13 protein-coding genes are annotated in these 16,709 nt (G+C 54.7%); 6 read left to right on the top strand and 7 right to left on the bottom strand.

What is annotated here, in order from left to right; translation table 11 throughout:
• Positions 1 to 5 precede the first annotated feature (5 nt).
• The 4 genes from gshB to AC6I8E_RS15180 form a co-directional block, all read right to left on the bottom strand.
• Complete coding sequence (gene gshB, locus AC6I8E_RS15195) at positions 6 to 950, bottom strand: glutathione synthase (protein WP_147790033.1); 945 nt, start codon at positions 948 to 950, stop codon at positions 6 to 8.
• Positions 951 to 1,056: 106 nt separating this feature from the next.
• On the bottom strand, positions 1,057 to 1,788 hold the full coding sequence (gene rsmE / locus AC6I8E_RS15190; protein ID WP_013358973.1) for a 16S rRNA (uracil(1498)-N(3))-methyltransferase: 732 nt from the start codon (positions 1,786 to 1,788) through the stop codon (positions 1,057 to 1,059).
• Positions 1,789 to 1,859: 71 nt separating this feature from the next.
• Positions 1,860 to 2,564, bottom strand: coding sequence for a deoxyribonuclease I (gene endA, locus AC6I8E_RS15185; RefSeq protein WP_107320079.1), 705 nt, complete (start codon positions 2,562 to 2,564; stop codon positions 1,860 to 1,862).
• 76 nt (positions 2,565 to 2,640) lie between these two features.
• A complete protein-coding gene (locus AC6I8E_RS15180; protein WP_051926533.1) occupies positions 2,641 to 3,153 on the bottom strand; it encodes a SprT family zinc-dependent metalloprotease in 513 nt (170 codons plus the stop codon).
• A 209-nt stretch (positions 3,154 to 3,362) separates the two neighbouring features.
• Here AC6I8E_RS15180 and AC6I8E_RS15175 point away from each other — a divergent pair, with 209 nt between their 5' ends.
• Both AC6I8E_RS15175 and AC6I8E_RS15170 read left to right on the top strand, forming a co-directional pair.
• A complete protein-coding gene (locus AC6I8E_RS15175) occupies positions 3,363 to 4,508 on the top strand; it encodes a glycosyltransferase (RefSeq protein ID WP_312217396.1) in 1,146 nt (381 codons plus the stop codon).
• Between the two features lie 25 nt (positions 4,509 to 4,533).
• On the top strand, positions 4,534 to 5,766 hold the full coding sequence (locus tag AC6I8E_RS15170; RefSeq protein ID WP_497824191.1) for an O-antigen ligase family protein: 1,233 nt from the start codon (positions 4,534 to 4,536) through the stop codon (positions 5,764 to 5,766).
• Positions 5,767 to 5,847: 81 nt separating this feature from the next.
• On the opposite strand, the gene AC6I8E_RS15165 is transcribed toward AC6I8E_RS15170, so the two are convergent.
• Together AC6I8E_RS15165 and metK are read right to left on the bottom strand one after the other, a co-directional pair.
• On the bottom strand, positions 5,848 to 7,245 hold the full coding sequence (locus AC6I8E_RS15165) for a sugar porter family MFS transporter (protein ID WP_013358968.1): 1,398 nt from the start codon (positions 7,243 to 7,245) through the stop codon (positions 5,848 to 5,850).
• Between the two features lie 533 nt (positions 7,246 to 7,778).
• Positions 7,779 to 8,930: a methionine adenosyltransferase gene (gene metK / locus AC6I8E_RS15160; protein WP_010248851.1), complete on the bottom strand. Its 1,152-nt coding sequence runs from the start codon at positions 8,928 to 8,930 to the stop codon at positions 7,779 to 7,781.
• A gap of 843 nt (positions 8,931 to 9,773) precedes the next feature.
• Here metK and speA point away from each other — a divergent pair.
• From speA to AC6I8E_RS15145, 3 genes are all read left to right on the top strand, one after another.
• A complete protein-coding gene (speA, locus tag AC6I8E_RS15155; RefSeq protein WP_071242808.1) occupies positions 9,774 to 11,750 on the top strand; it encodes a biosynthetic arginine decarboxylase in 1,977 nt (658 codons plus the stop codon).
• A 170-nt stretch (positions 11,751 to 11,920) separates the two neighbouring features.
• Positions 11,921 to 12,841 (top strand): agmatinase, encoded by a 921-nt coding sequence (gene speB / locus AC6I8E_RS15150; RefSeq protein ID WP_013358965.1) that lies wholly within the window; start codon positions 11,921 to 11,923, stop codon positions 12,839 to 12,841.
• 194 nt (positions 12,842 to 13,035) lie between these two features.
• Complete coding sequence (locus AC6I8E_RS15145; RefSeq protein WP_033733689.1) at positions 13,036 to 13,446, top strand: YidB family protein; 411 nt, start codon at positions 13,036 to 13,038, stop codon at positions 13,444 to 13,446.
• Positions 13,447 to 13,510: 64 nt separating this feature from the next.
• On the opposite strand, the gene loiP is transcribed toward AC6I8E_RS15145, so the two are convergent.
• Positions 13,511 to 14,266: a metalloprotease LoiP gene (gene loiP, locus AC6I8E_RS15140; RefSeq protein ID WP_013358963.1), complete on the bottom strand. Its 756-nt coding sequence runs from the start codon at positions 14,264 to 14,266 to the stop codon at positions 13,511 to 13,513.
• A 271-nt stretch (positions 14,267 to 14,537) separates the two neighbouring features.
• Between loiP and tkt the strand changes: the two genes are divergently transcribed.
• A complete protein-coding gene (gene tkt, locus AC6I8E_RS15135; RefSeq protein WP_033733687.1) occupies positions 14,538 to 16,532 on the top strand; it encodes a transketolase in 1,995 nt (664 codons plus the stop codon).
• Positions 16,533 to 16,709 lie beyond the last annotated feature (177 nt).

Here is a 16,709-nt window from a genome sequence, read left to right as displayed (position 1 = left end):
CTTGCTCAGCCCAGGCGCTTCTCAATGGCATCCATCAACATGCCGGTGATGGAGATCGGGAACGCAGCCTCAATTTCACGAATGCAGGTTGGGCTGGTCACGTTAACTTCAGTCAGTTTATCACCGATGATGTCGAGACCGACAAAAATCAGTCCTTTTGCTTTCAGTGTCGGGCCAACACGGCGCGCAATTTCCCAGTCGCTTTCGCTCAGCGGACGCGCTTCACCACGACCACCGGCGGCGAGGTTGCCACGCGTTTCACCGCCCTGCGGGATACGTGCCAGGCAGTAAGGCACCGGTTCGCCATCCACAACCAGCACGCGTTTGTCACCTTCTTTGATCGCCGCAATGTAGTTCTGCGCCATGCAGAAACGGCTCTCATGCTCGGTCAGGGTTTCGGTAATCACACCAAAGTTAGGATCGTCTTTCTTCACGCGGAAAATCGACGCGCCACCCATGCCATCCAGCGGCTTCATGATGATGTCGCCATGCTCCTGCCAGAAGGCACGCAGCTGCGCTTTGCTGCGGGTCACCAGGGTGTCAGGCGTGAACTCGGCAAACCAGGCGGTATAGAGCTTTTCGTTACAGTCACGCAGGCTCTGCGGTTTGTTCACGATCAGCGTACCCAGCTCTTCTGCGCGCTCCAGAATGTAGGTCGCATAGATGAACTCGGTGTCGAATGGCGGATCTTTGCGCATCAGCACCACGTTCAGGTCAGCCAGCGGGATCACCTGCTCGCTGCCGAACTGATACCAGTTTTCAGGGTTCTGCTCGACGGTCAGCAGGCGGGTGCGGGCAGAGGCCACGCCACCGCGCATAGAGAGATCGTGCATCTCCATGTAGTGAATTTCGTAACCACGGCGCTGTGCTTCCAGCAGCATAGCGAAGCTGGAGTCTTTTTTAATATTGATGGACGAAATAGGGTCCATCACGATGCCAAGTTTAATCATTATTATCTCCTCGGTGAGGCGGTATTTACCGCCTCGTCTGGTTCGGTCTGCAGTGGGCCGATCGGTCAGGACATCATGCCTGCGCTCTTTCCGCTGAAAGTATCGCTTAACCCAGGTCGCCAAACCTCACCTGAAGTGCCGTAATGGCCGTCAGCGCGGTGGTTTCGGTACGCAATACCCGTGGGCCAAGCAGAATGTCAGTAAAATCGTGCTGTGCCGTCATCGCAATCTCGTCCGCAGACAAACCGCCTTCAGGGCCAATCAGCAGTCGTACCCGCTCAACAGGCTGTGGCAGCGTGTTGATGCTGTGGCTGGCGCGCGGATGCAGGTTGAGCTTCAGACCGCTGTCAGCCTCTGCACACCAGGCTTCCAGCGTCATCGCTTCACGAATCTCCGGCACGCGATTACGGCCACACTGCTCGCAGGCGGCAATAGCAATTTTCTGCCACTGCTGGATCTTCTTCGCCAGACGTTCAGCATCAAGCTTTACGCCACAGCGCTCGGAAAACAAGGGTGTAATGACATTCACGCCCAGTTCGATCGATTTCTGGATAGTGAATTCCATTTTTTCACCGCGCGACATCACCTGACCTAAATGCAGATGCAAAGGTGACTCGCGATCGTCCGGCTGGCTCTCTGTGACCGATACTTTTACACGCTTTTTATCAACATGCGTGATCTCTGCTGCAAAAGTCAGATTAGTGCCATCAAAGAGTTCCAGACGCTGGCCTGCCGTCATCCGGAGTACCCGGCCCACATGATTGGATGCATCTTCATCCAGGGTAATTTCACTGCCGATCTCTAATGGCCCGGCGTGATAGATGCGAGGTATGCGCATAAGGTTCCTGAAACCGGACGCCGCGCTGCGGCGGCGTCATGGGGAAAAAAAGCTAGTGTAGGGCAGGGATTTTAGCGCTGGCAAGCCTGCTGCACATATGGATTGTGATTGCCCTGAACCTTTGCAATGCGCTGGTCGCGTTCGCACTCCCATTTTGTGACAGGATAGAGCTTGTCCCAGGCGGTAAACAGCTGCGTCTGCTGGCGCGAAATGCGCAGATGGTACTGGTCGCGCATATAGAAATAGGTGCGGGCAATGGCACCGCGCGCCCGCGCGGGTGGCTCCGCCTGTTTAAGTTTGAAATCGATCTTCATCTCACACTGACCGTACTGCTTCTCGCTGCCGTTCCATTGACTGTAGGCGAAGTTACCACGGTCGCCATTCACTTCACCCACTGCGGGCTGAAGGTTATGCAAATCAGTTTCGATGCGGCGATACTCGGGATCCTTGCTGCAGTTTTTGCGGCCACCGTCCTGCCAGCACTGGCGCTGATGACCAAACTCCCAGGCCGGCATCACATGTTCCCACTCAATGCGCCCGGCGCGATTGGCGTTCTTGCGCACCTGATAGCCACAGCTGTTGAGATCGGGAATGCCCTTTTTGCCCTGCCACTGAATCTTACAGCCACAGTAGAACGAACCCGGTGCATCGGCGTTAATCGCCGCCGCAAAGGTTTTGGCCTGCTGGAAGTTATTTTGATGATAGTTATTCAGATTAAGAGCGTCAGCGGCAGGTGCAAACAGCAGCGCAACCGCCAGACTTAGTATGCGAGACATATTCCGGATTTCTTCCTGGTACGAAAAAGGGCGGCAGGTTAACAGAATGTGGAATAGGGCGGAATGGGGATTGTTCTCAGGAAGCGACAAACTCGCCTGCCACCAGCAGGCTGCCGCAGTGCACGCAGCGATATTCACTTTCTTTGCGCAGAATACGATTGTGGCGGCGAACCGTCAGCTGATGCTGCTGGCACTGGCAGCGGTAAGCAAAGGTGTTACTGCGCACGGAGGCGATCTCAAACTGATGGGTGCGGCGTGCCGGCACCCCCAGCACCTGCTCCATCATCCACTTCCACTCTTTGCCGTGCGGTGCGACGCGGCCAAACTGTTTCCACACCAGCAGATGCGCCAGCTCGTGCGGCACCACTTCATCGATAAATGCCTGCTGGTTTTCCAGCAGCAGCACCGGATTGATGCGGATCTCCCAGGATGTCAGCCAGGCGGTGCCCGCCGCCGTACCGCGTTGCTGGTAGAGCAGCTTCGGTTCCGGATAATGGGTTTTCAGGGCCTGATTTGCACGCTCAAGCGACTGGCGCAGTGAGCGCATCACGGCCTGCTGCAGGGCAATGGGGAGACGAGGTGTTTTCATGGCGCTCAGAATAATCGCCGTCGCCCAGGAACTCAACGTTACCCGCGAAAACGACAGCGCAGCGACTATACTCTTCCGCCAGTTTTAATTCATACGATCCACAGCGAGCGTGTGGCCCGACGTAGCCCTGCAATTAGTTAAAATTCTGGATTAAATATTGTTACGGTCTTTTTTAGAATATCCTGTTGATAATGTTCACTGCAGAGTGAATGGATCAGAATCGGAAGGCACAGTGTACGGACAACGCAATGAAAAATAATAACATCAGGAAACAGCGTATTGTGCTGGTTACCGATCTCATGGCTGGCCGCGGCGGTATGGAGAATGTGACCTGCCAGCTGATTACCGCCCTGAATAAGGAACCCGGAACGGAAGCGGGGCTGTTTATTATCAACAGCGGAGAGGAGAGCCTCTCCCGTGCCTGGACCGCCAACGCAGTTTTATCAGAGAGCGTCTGCATGCTGCGGAATAAGAAAATAAAAAATCTTATTCACACGCTGAGAATGGCCGCCTTCTTTCGTCGCTATCAGCCCGACCATGTTCTGACCCTCAACACCATTCCCTGTCTGATGACGCGCCGGGCCATTACGCTCTCAGGACGCAAAATCGTGTTGTCGAGCTGGATGCACCTGCCACCGCGGGAGCGCTACCGTCCCCACTATCTGCTGCGGGCCGATCACCATTTTGCCATCAGTAAGCAGATCAAAGAGCAGCTGGTGGAGCTGGGCGCACCCGCTACTGACGTTGACGTCATCTATAACCCGATCCGGCGTAATGACGTGGTTATCGGCAGGCCGCAGGGGCTGAAGTTTCTCTATATCGGTCGCGTCCATTTTCAGCGGCAGAAACAGCTTAAAGATCTGTTTGATGCGTTGAAGCATCTGGATGCGCCGTGGACGCTGGAGATTGTAGGTGACGGAGAAGACCTGACGCAGTGTCAGCACTACGTGACGCAACTCGGCATTCAGGATCGTATTACCTGGCATGGCTGGCAGGAGAACGCCTGGGAGTACGTCATCCGCCATATCAGACAGGTCACCTGTCTGCTCATGACCTCGAACTTTGAAGGCTTTCCGCTGATCCTGCTGGAAGCGATGTCACGGGGTGTTTACTGCGTCTCATCCGACTGCATCAGCGGTCCGTCAGAGATTATTCAGAACGGTCTCAATGGTCAGCTCTACCCCACTAATGACAGCATGGCGCTGGCCGCTATTCTCAACGCCATGAGCCGGGATTTCCACTTTCCCGATCATCAGGTTATTAAAGCGAGCATCACCGGTTTTTATGAGGAAAATTATATGAAGCACCTGATGAGTGCGTTTAACCGTCTGACTGAGGTTAAGCATGACGAATAAAAGCAGTCGTAATGGATTAACGTTAATGGTTAATGCTTCAGTTATTGCGCTCTGTCTGGCGCTGTCACTGAATATGTTTGTTTCCGGCCTGCCGCAAAAAATATTTTATCTGGTCTCTTATCTCTCCGTCGCATCTGTGTTGTATGGCCTGGTGCGCAGGCGAGTGGCGTTTAAAGAGAACGGTTTTTATGTCGTCCTGTTTGCTGTGCTGATTCTCTTCGCTCTGATCCGTCTGTTCTGGGCGATACACACAAAGGGGCTTGAAACCGCACCCTCAAACGATGCCATCACCAATATCGCCAACTATCTGCTGGGGGCGAAGCGGCTGTTGCTGGGAGCCTTTGTGCTGCTCAGTCTGGCGATTTATGGCAACCGGGTCTCTGCAACCACGCTGCGCATTGGAAAAGTGTTAATTCTGGTCGGTCTGCTGATTACGCTGGGCTTTGGTATTCATGAGCATCTCTATACAGAGAATATCCGCATCAAGCTCACCACCGAAGCGGCCTCGATGTCCTCCTACATGATTCTGTTTATCTACTGCACCTGGCTGTGGCTGAGCCGTTACGAGACGCACGCATACTGGAAGATTGCCGATATCACTGTGCTGGCTGTGACCTTTGCCTTGCTCTACCTGTGCGGCACCCGCGTAACGCTGATTGCACTGATTGCCGTGGGGCTGCTGTTCCTGTTGCAGACCTACCGGCTGTCGCTGCTGACCAACTGGCGAATCAGCGCATTACTGTTGGGCGTGCTGGCGGTGCTGATCCTGATGACCAGTAACCGCTGGGTAGAAGGGATGCAGGACATTGAGAATTACGGGTCAAACAGCTCGACCTCGCTGGGCGCACGCGTGGCTATCTGGGGCGGGGCGGTCAACTTTATTGAGCATCATGGCGGTTTTGCCACGCCGGATGCACGCACCACGGAGGCGCGGGAGTTCATCATGGCGCGCTATCCGCTTAATGGTGAAGGCTACACCAACGTTAAGTACAACATGCACAACGAGTTTCTGGAAGTGACGACGCTGCAGGGCTGGCTGGGTGCGCTGTCGCTGGCGCTGATCTATCTGGCGGTGCCTGGCGGCTGGCTTAAGAAGTGCGATCTGCGCGGCGTGGCGCTGCCAATGCTGGCACTGTTTATCTGCGGACTGACCGATTCAGTACTGCCGTATAATCAGACAGCCACTATTTTCATTATGGCGCTGGCGCTCTGCTGCATACGGCAGCCATTGCCGGCAGGGCGGGTTAACACGCTTTAATCATGCATTGAACAAATAAAAACGGCGGGGTTTCCAGAGAAACCCCGCCGTTTTTTTTACCGCATTTTTTATCGGGTAATATTAGTCACGTGAACCGATGTCGCGCAGTTTCTTACCTGCCATCAGGTTACGTTCGATGTGTTCCAGCGAGACGTTTTTGGTCTCAGGAATCAGCATCACGGTCAGCAGAATGAAGAACAGGTTAAGCAGTGCGTAGACCCAGAAGGTATTTGCGTTGCCCAGTGTATTCAGCATCGTCAGGAAGGTCGCACCCACGATCATGTTGGCGATCCAGTTGGTGGTCGTGGAAACCGTGATACCGAAATCGCGGCCTTTCAGCGGCTGAATTTCGGAACAGAGCACCCAGATCAACGGACCGGCTGACATCGCAAAACCAACGATAAACATCAGCAGCATACCGACCGCGAAGTACTGTGCGCCCGCGGAGTGAATACCGAAGTGCAGCATCGTACCCAGCACGCCCATACCGGCTGCCATCACCATAAAGCCCAGAATCAGGGTAGGTTTACGGCCCCAGCGATCCACCAGACCAATAGCGATGAAGGTCGCCAGTACGTTGACCAGACCCACAATCACCGTACCCCACATCTGCTGGGTGGTGTTGGTGAAGCCCGCGATTTCAAAGATTTTTGGTGCGTAGTACATGATGACGTTCATACCGGTAAACTGCTGCATGACCTGCAACAGGATGCCCAGATAGACCGCACGACGGAAGTGGCTGCTGCTGGTGAACAGCCCCCAGCCAGACTGCTTGACCTTCAGGCTTTCACGAATCTCTTCCAGCTCACGTTTTGCCTGCTCACTGGTGTCACGCAGACGATCCAGTACGCGTTGCGCATCGCGGAAGTTGCCTCGCGCCGCCAGCCAGCGTGGGCTATTTGGCAGGAAGAAAACACCGATCAGCAACAGCAGGGCCGGAATGGTGATGATGCCCAGCATCCAGCGCCAGTTGCCGGTAAAGCTGAAGGCGGTATCGGTAAGGTAAGCACCCAGAATACCGATGGTGATCATCAGCTGGTAAAGCGAAATCATACTGCCGCGAATTTTTTCCGGAGCGATCTCAGAAAGATAAAGCGGGGCGGTATAAGAGGCAATACCGACGGCCAGGCCCAGCAGAACGCGGGCGCTGATCAGCATTTCCGGGTTTGGCGACATCGCTGACCAGAGTGAACCGATAACGAACAGAATCGCACCGGCCATCAGGCTTTTTTTACGGCCCAGGCGGGATGACATCCAGCCGCTGCCGATAGCACCGACCGCCGCACCAAACATCATGGAACTGACGATCCACTCCTGCTGATGAGGGGTGACGTTAAAGTCCTTTGCGATAAACGGCAGGGCACCGGCGATAACGCCGATATCCAGACCGAACAGCAGTCCCGCAAGGGCCGCCAGAAAGCAGACAAATAAGGTCATCGCCTTATTTGAAGTTCTGCTTTTGTGTGTATTGCCAGGCATGGGAGCCTCCAGGTTTATCCATCATTGTTTTTATCAATGTTAAAAAACCTTTTGCGGGAAAAAAGTGAGTCTGATCACATCAGTGTAATCGTTTACACATGCTGAAACCCTGAAATTCAGCATATTTTTCCCGGAAAGATTAATTAACCAGTGAGGTATAGCACTCATTAAGTTTCTGACAATGCTCTATTTAGTGGCTATCAGACGACGCTGAAAATAACGCATTTTCAGCATAATAACTACGTGCGTTAATTCCTAAATATCGGAAAAACAAAGCATTTCAATTTGTAATCGTTAACATTTTGTCGTCAGAAAAAGCGAAAGGAAGTGTAGCTGAGAATGGAAAATTTGCTGCAGAGTGAAAGAGATGCCGGGCAGATTGGTTTTTATAACATCTGACGGTCACCAGTAACTGCGCGGATAAAGCGTTCAGCCTGCATGCGTGAGAAAGCATTCTCTGGTCAGCAATGGGGCTGAAAAGGCGATAAAAAACCCCGCCGCAGGGGCAGGGTTTTCATCAGCAGCTGCTGACCTTACAGGCCAGCGGCTTCACGCAGCAGGGCCGCTTTGTCGGTTTTTTCCCAAGGGAAATGTTCGCGACCAAAGTGACCGTAAGCCGCCGTCTCTTTATAGATTGGGTGCAGCAGATCCAGCATCTGAATCAGACCGTATGGACGCAGGTCGAAGAACTCGCGTACCAGCAGCGTCAGCTGTTCAGTAGAGATTTTCTCAGTGCCGAAGGTTTCCACCATGATTGAGGTTGGTTCAGCCACGCCGATTGCGTAGGAAACCTGGATTTCACAACGGTCAGCCAGACCGGCCGCCACGATGTTTTTCGCCACGTAACGCGCTGCATAGGCTGCAGAGCGGTCAACTTTTGACGGATCTTTACCCGAGAACGCACCGCCACCGTGACGCGCCATGCCGCCGTAAGTATCCACGATGATTTTACGACCGGTCAGACCGCAATCGCCCATCGGGCCGCCGATCACAAAGCGACCGGTTGGGTTGATGTGATATTTGGTTGAGGCGCTCAGCCATTCTGCTGGCAGAACCGGCTTGATGATCTCTTCCATCACCGCTTCCTGCAGATCTTTCTGGCTGATGGATTCCGCGTGCTGGGTAGAGAGCACGACGGCATCAATGCCGACGATTTTGCCATCGTCATACTGGAAAGTGACCTGGCTCTTGGCATCCGGACGCAGCCACGGCAGGGTGCCGTTTTTACGCACTTCAGCCTGACGCTGCACCAGACGGTGCGCATAGGTCACCGGCGCAGGCATCAGCACGTCTGTTTCGTTAGTGGCGTAGCCGAACATCAGGCCCTGATCGCCCGCGCCCTGTTCCAGCGGATCGGTACGGTCAACGCCCTGATTGATATCCTGAGACTGTTTACCAATCGCGCTTAATACCGCACAGGAGTTGGCATCAAAGCCCATATCGGAATGAACATAGCCGATTTCACGTACGGTCTTGCGGGTGATCTCTTCGATATCGACCCAGGCGCTGGTGGTGATTTCACCGCCAACCAGCACCATACCGGTTTTAACGTAAGTTTCGCAGGCCACGCGCGCTTTCGGATCCTGTTCAAGGATCGCATCCAGCACAGCATCGGAGATCTGGTCGGCGATTTTATCGGGATGTCCTTCTGATACGGACTCGGACGTAAAAAGGTGTTTAGCCATTCTGTTCTTTACCTTAAATATGGTTTGAGTACGACTGCATAGCGCCAGTGAGGTTGTCTGACCTGACGCCCCTTCAGGCAAAGCCGCGAGCAGTGAGGTTGTGTCAGCACAGCGGGCCAACACCGCCTGGATAGTAACCTGTTTAGATGGAAAACCATCTGGACGGCTATTTTAGGATAGAGGGTAAACCAATTACCAGCCCTTTTTCTGTTTCAGCATTTAACCTGTTATCGTTATCGACATAATTTGCTGACACTTCACGCAATTCCCGGATAATCTTTTTGCATTTTAGGGCCGTAAACGGTATAAAACGCCGCTGCTTCGAGAGCAGCAGCAAGAATGACGCCACTCTCTGCGTCGCGCCTGTCGGACTCTGATCTGGCTTTCACCCAGGTTGTTTTCCATGTGCCCCTGGCATATGCGGAGGTGATACAAGTAATGAACCACGCTTTTTCTTTTTCCGGTTCTCTGCGCTGCGGCGTGGCGCTGGCTCTCTCCTGCTTCCCATCTGTTTCTCTTTTCTGCCGACACGACGTCCGATGCGGTAATTTTACCGACACAGGCGCCGGCTAATCTTTATCTCTGCTCGATCGGTTTTGTCTCTTCTCTGCGCCCGCGCAGCGGAACGACGCAGATTATCCATGGTCAATAGTGATCGGTTAAATGTTCTCTGTTTCAACGGAGATGGCCAGGGTGTTTTACACTTAACTCTCATGTGTGAATCGCGCTGACGGCAATGTCAGGTGAACAGGACAGTGGATTTAATGTGGCAACAGGTTTTCAGATTAGCGGCCATAAAGCCGGTTAACAGTTCTATCTTTCAACGGAAAATTGAGGTTCGCGATGTCTGACGACATGAAGAATATCAAAGGTTCGTCAGCTGGCGAACAGGGTACACTCCGCTCCATGCAGGAGGTTGCAATGAACGATCAGGATGCGAGCAAAATGTTGCGTACGTACAACATCGCCTGGTGGGGCAACAACTATTACGACGTTAACGAACTGGGCCACATCAGTGTCTGCCCCGATCCGGACCGTCCGGATGTGCGCGTTGATTTAGCCCGCCTGGTGAAAGAGCGCGAAGCGCAGGGCCAGCGTCTGCCCGCCTTGTTCTGCTTCCCGCAGATCCTGCAGCATCGTCTGCGTTCGATTAACGCCGCCTTTAAGCGTGCGCGTGAATCTTACGGTTACAAAGGCGACTACTTCCTGGTTTACCCGATCAAAGTTAACCAGCACAAACGCGTCATCGAATCGCTGATTCACTCTGGGGAACCGCTGGGACTGGAAGCAGGTTCCAAAGCAGAGCTGATGGCGGTGCTGGCGCACGCCGGACAGACCCGTTCAGTGATCGTCTGTAACGGCTATAAAGACCGCGAATATATTCGTCTGGCGCTGATCGGCGAGAAGATGGGCCACAAGGTCTATCTGGTGCTGGAGAAGATGACAGAAGTCCGGCTGGTGCTGGAAGAAGCGGAGCGTCTGAATGTGGTGCCGCGTCTCGGTATCCGTGCGCGTCTGGCTTCTCAGGGCTCCGGTAAATGGCAGTCGAGCGGCGGCGAAAAGTCGAAGTTTGGCCTGTCTGCGACCCAGGTGCTGAAGCTGGTTGAGATCATGCGTGAAGCGGGTCGCATCGACAGCCTGCAACTGCTGCACTTCCATCTGGGTTCGCAGATGTCCAATATCCGCGACATCGCCACCGGTGTGCGTGAGTCGGCGCGCTTCTACGTCGAACTGGCGAAGCTGGGCGTTAATATCAAATGTTTCGACGTCGGCGGCGGTCTCGGCGTCGATTACGAAGGCACACGCTCGCAGTCGGACTGCTCGGTCAACTATGGCCTGAATGAGTACGCCAACAATGTGATCTGGGCGATTGGTGCGGCCTGTGATGAGCACGGTCTGGACCATCCGACGGTGATCACCGAGTCCGGTCGTGCCGTGACCGCGCACCACACGGTGCTGGTCTCCAACATCATCGGTGTGGAGCGTAACGAGTTCAGCGAACCCGAAACGCCGGATGCGGATGCGCCGCGCCCGATCCTCAGCATGTGGGAAACCTGGCAGGAGATGCACGAGCCGGACACCCGTCGTTCGCTGCGTGAATGGCTGCATGACAGCCAGATGGATCTGTCTGATATCCACACCGGCTACGCGTCCGGCACTTACGATCTCAAACAGCGTTCATGGGCTGAGCAGCTCTATCTGAGCATCTGCCACTACATTCAGCAGCATCTGGATCCCAGCAACCGTGCGCACCGTCCGATCATCGACGAACTGCAGGAGCGTATGGCGGATAAGATCTACGTTAACTTCTCGCTGTTCCAGTCGATGCCGGATGCGTGGGGTATCGATCAGCTGTTCCCGGTTCTGCCGCTGGAAGGGCTGAACAAGAAGCCGGAGCGTCGTGCCGTGCTGCTCGACATCACCTGTGACTCTGATGGCACCATCGATCACTACGTGGATGGCGACGGTATCGCGACCACCATGCCGATGCCGCAATATGACGTTGATAACCCGCCAATGCTGGGCTTCTTCATGGTCGGGGCGTATCAGGAAATCCTGGGCAACATGCACAACCTGTTCGGTGACACCGAAGCGGTGGATGTCTACGCACGCGAAAATGGCGAAGTTGAAGTGCAGCTTTCGGATGAAGGTGACACCGTGGCTGACATGCTGCGTTATGTGCAGCTTGATCCTAACGAGCTGATGGCGCTGTTCCGCAATCAGGTGCAGGCGTCCGATCTCGACGACGAACTGCGCGCGCAGTTCCTGGAAGAGTTTGAGAGCGGCCTCTACGGATACACCTATTTAGAAGATGAGTAATCGGCCCTGGCAGCCCGCAATCGCATATTGCAGTTGCCGTTAACTATGTCGATAATCTGAACCACTCAATCCCTTCCTCGTCGGGCCTAACGACGCGGAGGGGATTTTTTTCATCTCAACCTTAATGGCATGCGGGCCTCGCCCGACTTACGCACATAGAGAGAGCAATTATGTATAACACGCTTGGCAATCAGTACGACAACTCCCTGGTTTCTAACGCCTTTGGCTTCATGCGTTTTCCGCTGAATTTCCAGCCTTACGACAGCGACGCCGAGTGGGTTATCACCGGCGTGCCGTTTGATGCCGCCACTTCCGGTCGTCCGGGCAGCCGCCTGGGTCCGGGCGCAATCCGTCAGATCTCAACTAATCTGGCCTGGGAAGGCTGCCGCTGGCCGTGGGATTTCGACCTGCGTCAGCGTCTGAACGTCGTCGACTGTGGCGATCTGGTTTACGCCTTCGGCGATTCGCAGGATCTTTCTGACAAGTTACAGGCCCATGCGGAAAAACTGCTGGCCAATGGCAAGCGCATGATGACCTTTGGCGGTGACCACTACGTTACGCTGCCTCTGCTGCGCGCCCATGCGAAACATTTCGGCAAGATGGCGCTGGTGCATTTCGATGCCCATACCGATACCTACTCCAACGGCCCGACCTTTGACCACGGCACCATGTTCTTTACCGCGCCGAAAGAGGGTCTGATCGATCCACAGCACTCCGTGCAGATCGGTATCCGTACCGAGTTCGACAGGAGCCTGGGCTTCAACGTGCTGGATGCGGCGCAGGTTAATGACCGCAGCGTTGACGATATCCTCGCCGAAGTAAAACGCACCGTCGGCGATCTGCCGGTTTACCTGACCTTCGACATCGACTGCCTGGATCCGGCCCATGCGCCTGGCACCGGCACACCGGTCATTGGCGGCCTGACCACCGATAAAGCGACCAAGCTGATTCGTGGCCTGCAGGGCATGAACATTGTCGGCATGGATCTGGTGGAAGTGGCACCGGGTTACGATCACGCCGATCTGACAGCACTGGCGGCGGCGACGCTGGCACTGGATATGCTGCATGTTCAGGCCGTGAACAAGGGCTAATCCCATTCTGAGCCTGCCGGGCCAACCCGGCAGGCTTTGCGCTGCCACCTGAAGCGGCGCAGTGTCAGTAACGGTCACCATCCGCTTTTTCCCCTCCGGATTTTTCTCCCGCTTTTGATAGCGCACGCGCCTCAGGCGTAACCACGCATCAGCAACTAAACTGACTGATATCAATTCTCAACGTGGAGGCAATTATGGGCTTTCTGGATGAACTGGCGGGAGCGCTGCAGGGCAACCAAAGCGACGGGCATCTGCCTGGGCAGTTGCAGGCGGTCTGGCACTGGGTACAGGAGCAGGGCGGCATCGAAGTGCTGCTGCAAAAATTCCAGCAGGGCGGGCTGGGTGAGGTGTTTGGTTCGTGGATCGGCACCGGGACGAATCAGCCGGTAGAACACAGCGACATCCACTCGGCGTTTGGTGAGGCGGAACTGCAGTCACTGGCGGATAAGCTGGGAACCGACGTGAAAGGCGCAGCGGGCACGCTGGCAGTTATCCTGCCGCAGCTGATTGATAAGATGTCACCGCAGGGGCATATGGATGAAGCCTCACTGCACGAGAACAAACTCGATTTAGGTTCGATGGTGGATCAGATATTCAAACGTTAGGCCACAGATACTGACCTGACACGCTCTGCAGGCGCATGCACAATGCACGCGCCTGCCGTCCGTATTACTTCGCGTCAGCAGCAATACGTTCGCGGATGTGCTCGGCGCGCGCTTCAGAAGCCGGGTGCGAGTCAAACATCGAGCTCTGACGTCCCTGTTCCAGTTTCGCCAGTTTCTCAAAGCTGGTGACCAGGCCTTCCGGGTTGATGTTGCGCTTCTTCATCAAATCGTAGGAGTAGTCATCCGCCTGTGATTCCTGTGTCTGGGAGAACTGCGCATTGACCAGTTTTTCCCCCATCTCACCCAGTTGCGACTGCGACAGTGAACCGATCACGCCGCCCACTGAGGCTGCTGCCGTGCGGGCTGCGGTCGTGGCATACGCCAGTTGCATCGCCTTGCGCGTATGACCTAACGCCACGTGCCCCATCTCATGACCCAGCACGCCTTCCACTTCATTGTCAGTCATCATATCCATCAGGCCGCTATAAACGCGGATACAGCCGTTGGCCATCGCCCAGGCGTTAACATCTTTGGTCTGATAGACCTTGTAGTTAGCCGGGACGCCGTTGATGTTGTCGCCCAGCGCGGCCGCAATCTTGTTCAGACGCTGCTGATACTCACTGTTCGCAGGCGCAACCTGATTATCTTTGTCCATCTGCTCACAGGATTTATCGCTCAGCTGCTTAACCTGATCGTCGCTCAGGGTGTACGCCTGAAACGCCTGCGCGCCCGACTGCATCAGTCCATTATTGTCTAAACCCTGACAGCCGCTGAGCAGCGTTGCCAGCCCAAGCGCTAACACCGTTTTCTGGATTTTCATGCTCTATCCCATTCATAACAAGGTAAGAAAAACAAACACCTGAAACTCAGTCAGGTGAATAAACGATTTGGTTATAGCGTGCCAGTCTGCACTTTGCTAGCAGAGTTGGCCGGAAAAGCCATACGAAGCGGTTACATTTAGCGTTTTACAGCATGTACTTTTGCCCCGATTTTCATGTACATTGATGGGCAACTTTTTCCTTGTTTTGCCCACTAACTCATTAATAACAATAAGTTAAGGCGCGAAGCATTAATCCGACCTGGAGTAGAAAATGCCCTCTCGTAAAGAGCTTGCCAACGCCATTCGTGCGTTAAGTATGGATGCAGTACAGAAAGCGAAATCGGGACATCCGGGTGCCCCAATGGGCATGGCGGACATCGCTGAAGTACTCTGGCGCGGCTACCTGAACCACAACCCAACCAACCCGCTGTGGGCCGACCGCGACCGTTTCGTTCTGTCTAATGGTCACGGCTCCATGCTGATCTATAGCCTGCTGCACCTGACCGGCTACGATCTGCCACTGAGCGAGCTGGAAAACTTCCGCCAGCTGCACTCAAAAACTCCAGGTCACCCTGAATATGGCTACACCGTGGGCGTTGAAACCACCACCGGCCCGCTGGGGCAGGGCATCGCGAACGCAGTCGGCTTCGCCATTGCGGAACGCACGCTGGCCGCACAGTTCAACCGTCCGGGTCATGACATCGTAGACCACAACACCTATGTCTTCATGGGCGATGGCTGCATGATGGAAGGTATTTCGCACGAAGTCTGCTCACTGGCGGGTACGCTGAAGCTGGGCAAACTGGTTGCGTTCTATGATGACAACGGCATCTCTATCGACGGTCACATTGATGGCTGGTTCACCGATGACACCGCGAAGCGCTTTGAAGCGTACGGCTGGCACGTGGTGCGCGGCGTTGATGGTCACGATGCGGACGCGATTGCGAAAGCGATCGACGAAGCGAAAAGCGTCAGCGACAAGCCTTCACTGCTGATGTGCAAAACCGTTATCGGCTTTGGTTCACCGAACAAAGCGGGTACGCATGATTCACACGGCGCACCACTGGGTGATGATGAAGTGGCACTGACCCGCAAACAGCTGGGCTGGAACCACGCGCCATTCGTTATTCCTTCTGACATCTATGCAGAGTGGGACGCGAAAGAAGCGGGCCAGGCAAAAGAGTCTGCATGGGATGAGAAATTCGCTGCGTATGCGCAGGCACATCCTGAACTGGCTGCCGAGTTCAAACGTCGCGTTAGCAACGAACTGCCCGCTAACTGGCAGGAAGAGTCGCAGAAGTTCGTTGAACAGCTGCAGGCGAACCCGGCGAAGATCGCCAGCCGTAAAGCCTCACAGAACGCTATCGAAGCTTTCGGTAAAATCCTGCCGGAGTACCTGGGCGGCTCAGCCGACCTGGCACCGAGCAACCTGACTATCTGGTCTGGCTCTAAGCCAATCAACGAAGATGCAGCGGGTAACTACATCCATTACGGCGTGCGCGAGTTCGGTATGACCGCTATCGCTAATGGCCTGGCGCTGCATGGCGGCTTCCTGCCGTACACCGCCACCTTCCTGATGTTCGTTGAATATGCGCGTAATGCAGCGCGTATGGCGGCACTGATGAAGATCCGTCAGATCATGGTCTACACCCACGATTCTATCGGTCTGGGCGAAGATGGTCCGACGCACCAGCCGGTTGAGCAGATGGCGAGCCTGCGTACCACACCAAACATGAGCCTGTGGCGTCCATGTGACCAGGTTGAATCTGCCGTGGCGTGGAAATATGCCATCGAACGTCAGGATGGCCCGACAGCACTGATCTTCTCTCGTCAGAACCTGGCGCAGCAGGAACGTGACGCTGCACAGCTGGCTAACGTGGCACGTGGCGGTTATGTACTGAAAGATTGCGACGGCACCCCTGAGCTGATCCTGATCGCTACCGGTTCAGAAGTTGAGCTGGCTGTCGGTGCATGGGACAAACTCACCAGCGAAGGCCGTAAAGTGCGCGTGGTCTCTATGCCCTCAACGGATGCTTTCGACAAGCAGAGCGATGAGTACCGCGAATCCGTACTGCCGAAAGCGGTCAGCGCGCGCGTCGCTATCGAAGCGGGCATCGCGGATTACTGGTTCAAATACACCGGCCTGAACGGCGCTATCGTGGGTATGACCAGCTTCGGCGAATCTGCACCTGCGGATCAGCTGTTTGAACTGTTTGGCTTCACCGTCGACAACGTGGTCGCGAAAGCGAAGGCGCTGCTGGCGTAAAAACCGGCCAGGCGGGTCTGTTCCCGTCTGGCAGTGAAACAAGAGGGGCGAAATTTTCGTCCCTTTCTTTATTATTCCTCCAGTAATAACTGACTATGGCCCGAATTTGTGACGCAGATCCAAATTTAAGCAGTCAGATTGATCACAGTCATTCCTGTTATTCCTTCCTTCTATTAT

The organism is Pantoea sp. X-Soil-YNGN-785 (assembly GCF_059730585.1).
Note: the sequence above shows the minus strand (reverse complement) of the source record. Positions and strands in the feature narration are given on the sequence as shown.

Coding starts and splice junctions, on each gene's coding strand:
- gshB (WP_147790033.1), bottom strand. CDS start 950: ATGATTAAACTTGGCATCGTGATGGACCCTATTTCGTCCATCAATATT.
- rsmE (WP_013358973.1), bottom strand. CDS start 1,788: ATGCGCATACCTCGCATCTATCACGCCGGGCCATTAGAGATCGGCAGT.
- endA (WP_107320079.1), bottom strand. CDS start 2,564: ATGTCTCGCATACTAAGTCTGGCGGTTGCGCTGCTGTTTGCACCTGCC.
- AC6I8E_RS15180 (WP_051926533.1), bottom strand. CDS start 3,153: ATGAAAACACCTCGTCTCCCCATTGCCCTGCAGCAGGCCGTGATGCGC.
- AC6I8E_RS15175 (WP_312217396.1), top strand. CDS start 3,363: ATGGATCAGAATCGGAAGGCACAGTGTACGGACAACGCAATGAAAAAT.
- AC6I8E_RS15170 (WP_497824191.1), top strand. CDS start 4,534: ATGGTTAATGCTTCAGTTATTGCGCTCTGTCTGGCGCTGTCACTGAAT.
- AC6I8E_RS15165 (WP_013358968.1), bottom strand. CDS start 7,245: ATGCCTGGCAATACACACAAAAGCAGAACTTCAAATAAGGCGATGACC.
- metK (WP_010248851.1), bottom strand. CDS start 8,930: ATGGCTAAACACCTTTTTACGTCCGAGTCCGTATCAGAAGGACATCCC.
- speA (WP_071242808.1), top strand. CDS start 9,774: ATGTCTGACGACATGAAGAATATCAAAGGTTCGTCAGCTGGCGAACAG.
- speB (WP_013358965.1), top strand. CDS start 11,921: ATGTATAACACGCTTGGCAATCAGTACGACAACTCCCTGGTTTCTAAC.
- AC6I8E_RS15145 (WP_033733689.1), top strand. CDS start 13,036: ATGGGCTTTCTGGATGAACTGGCGGGAGCGCTGCAGGGCAACCAAAGC.
- loiP (WP_013358963.1), bottom strand. CDS start 14,266: ATGAAAATCCAGAAAACGGTGTTAGCGCTTGGGCTGGCAACGCTGCTC.
- tkt (WP_033733687.1), top strand. CDS start 14,538: ATGCCCTCTCGTAAAGAGCTTGCCAACGCCATTCGTGCGTTAAGTATG.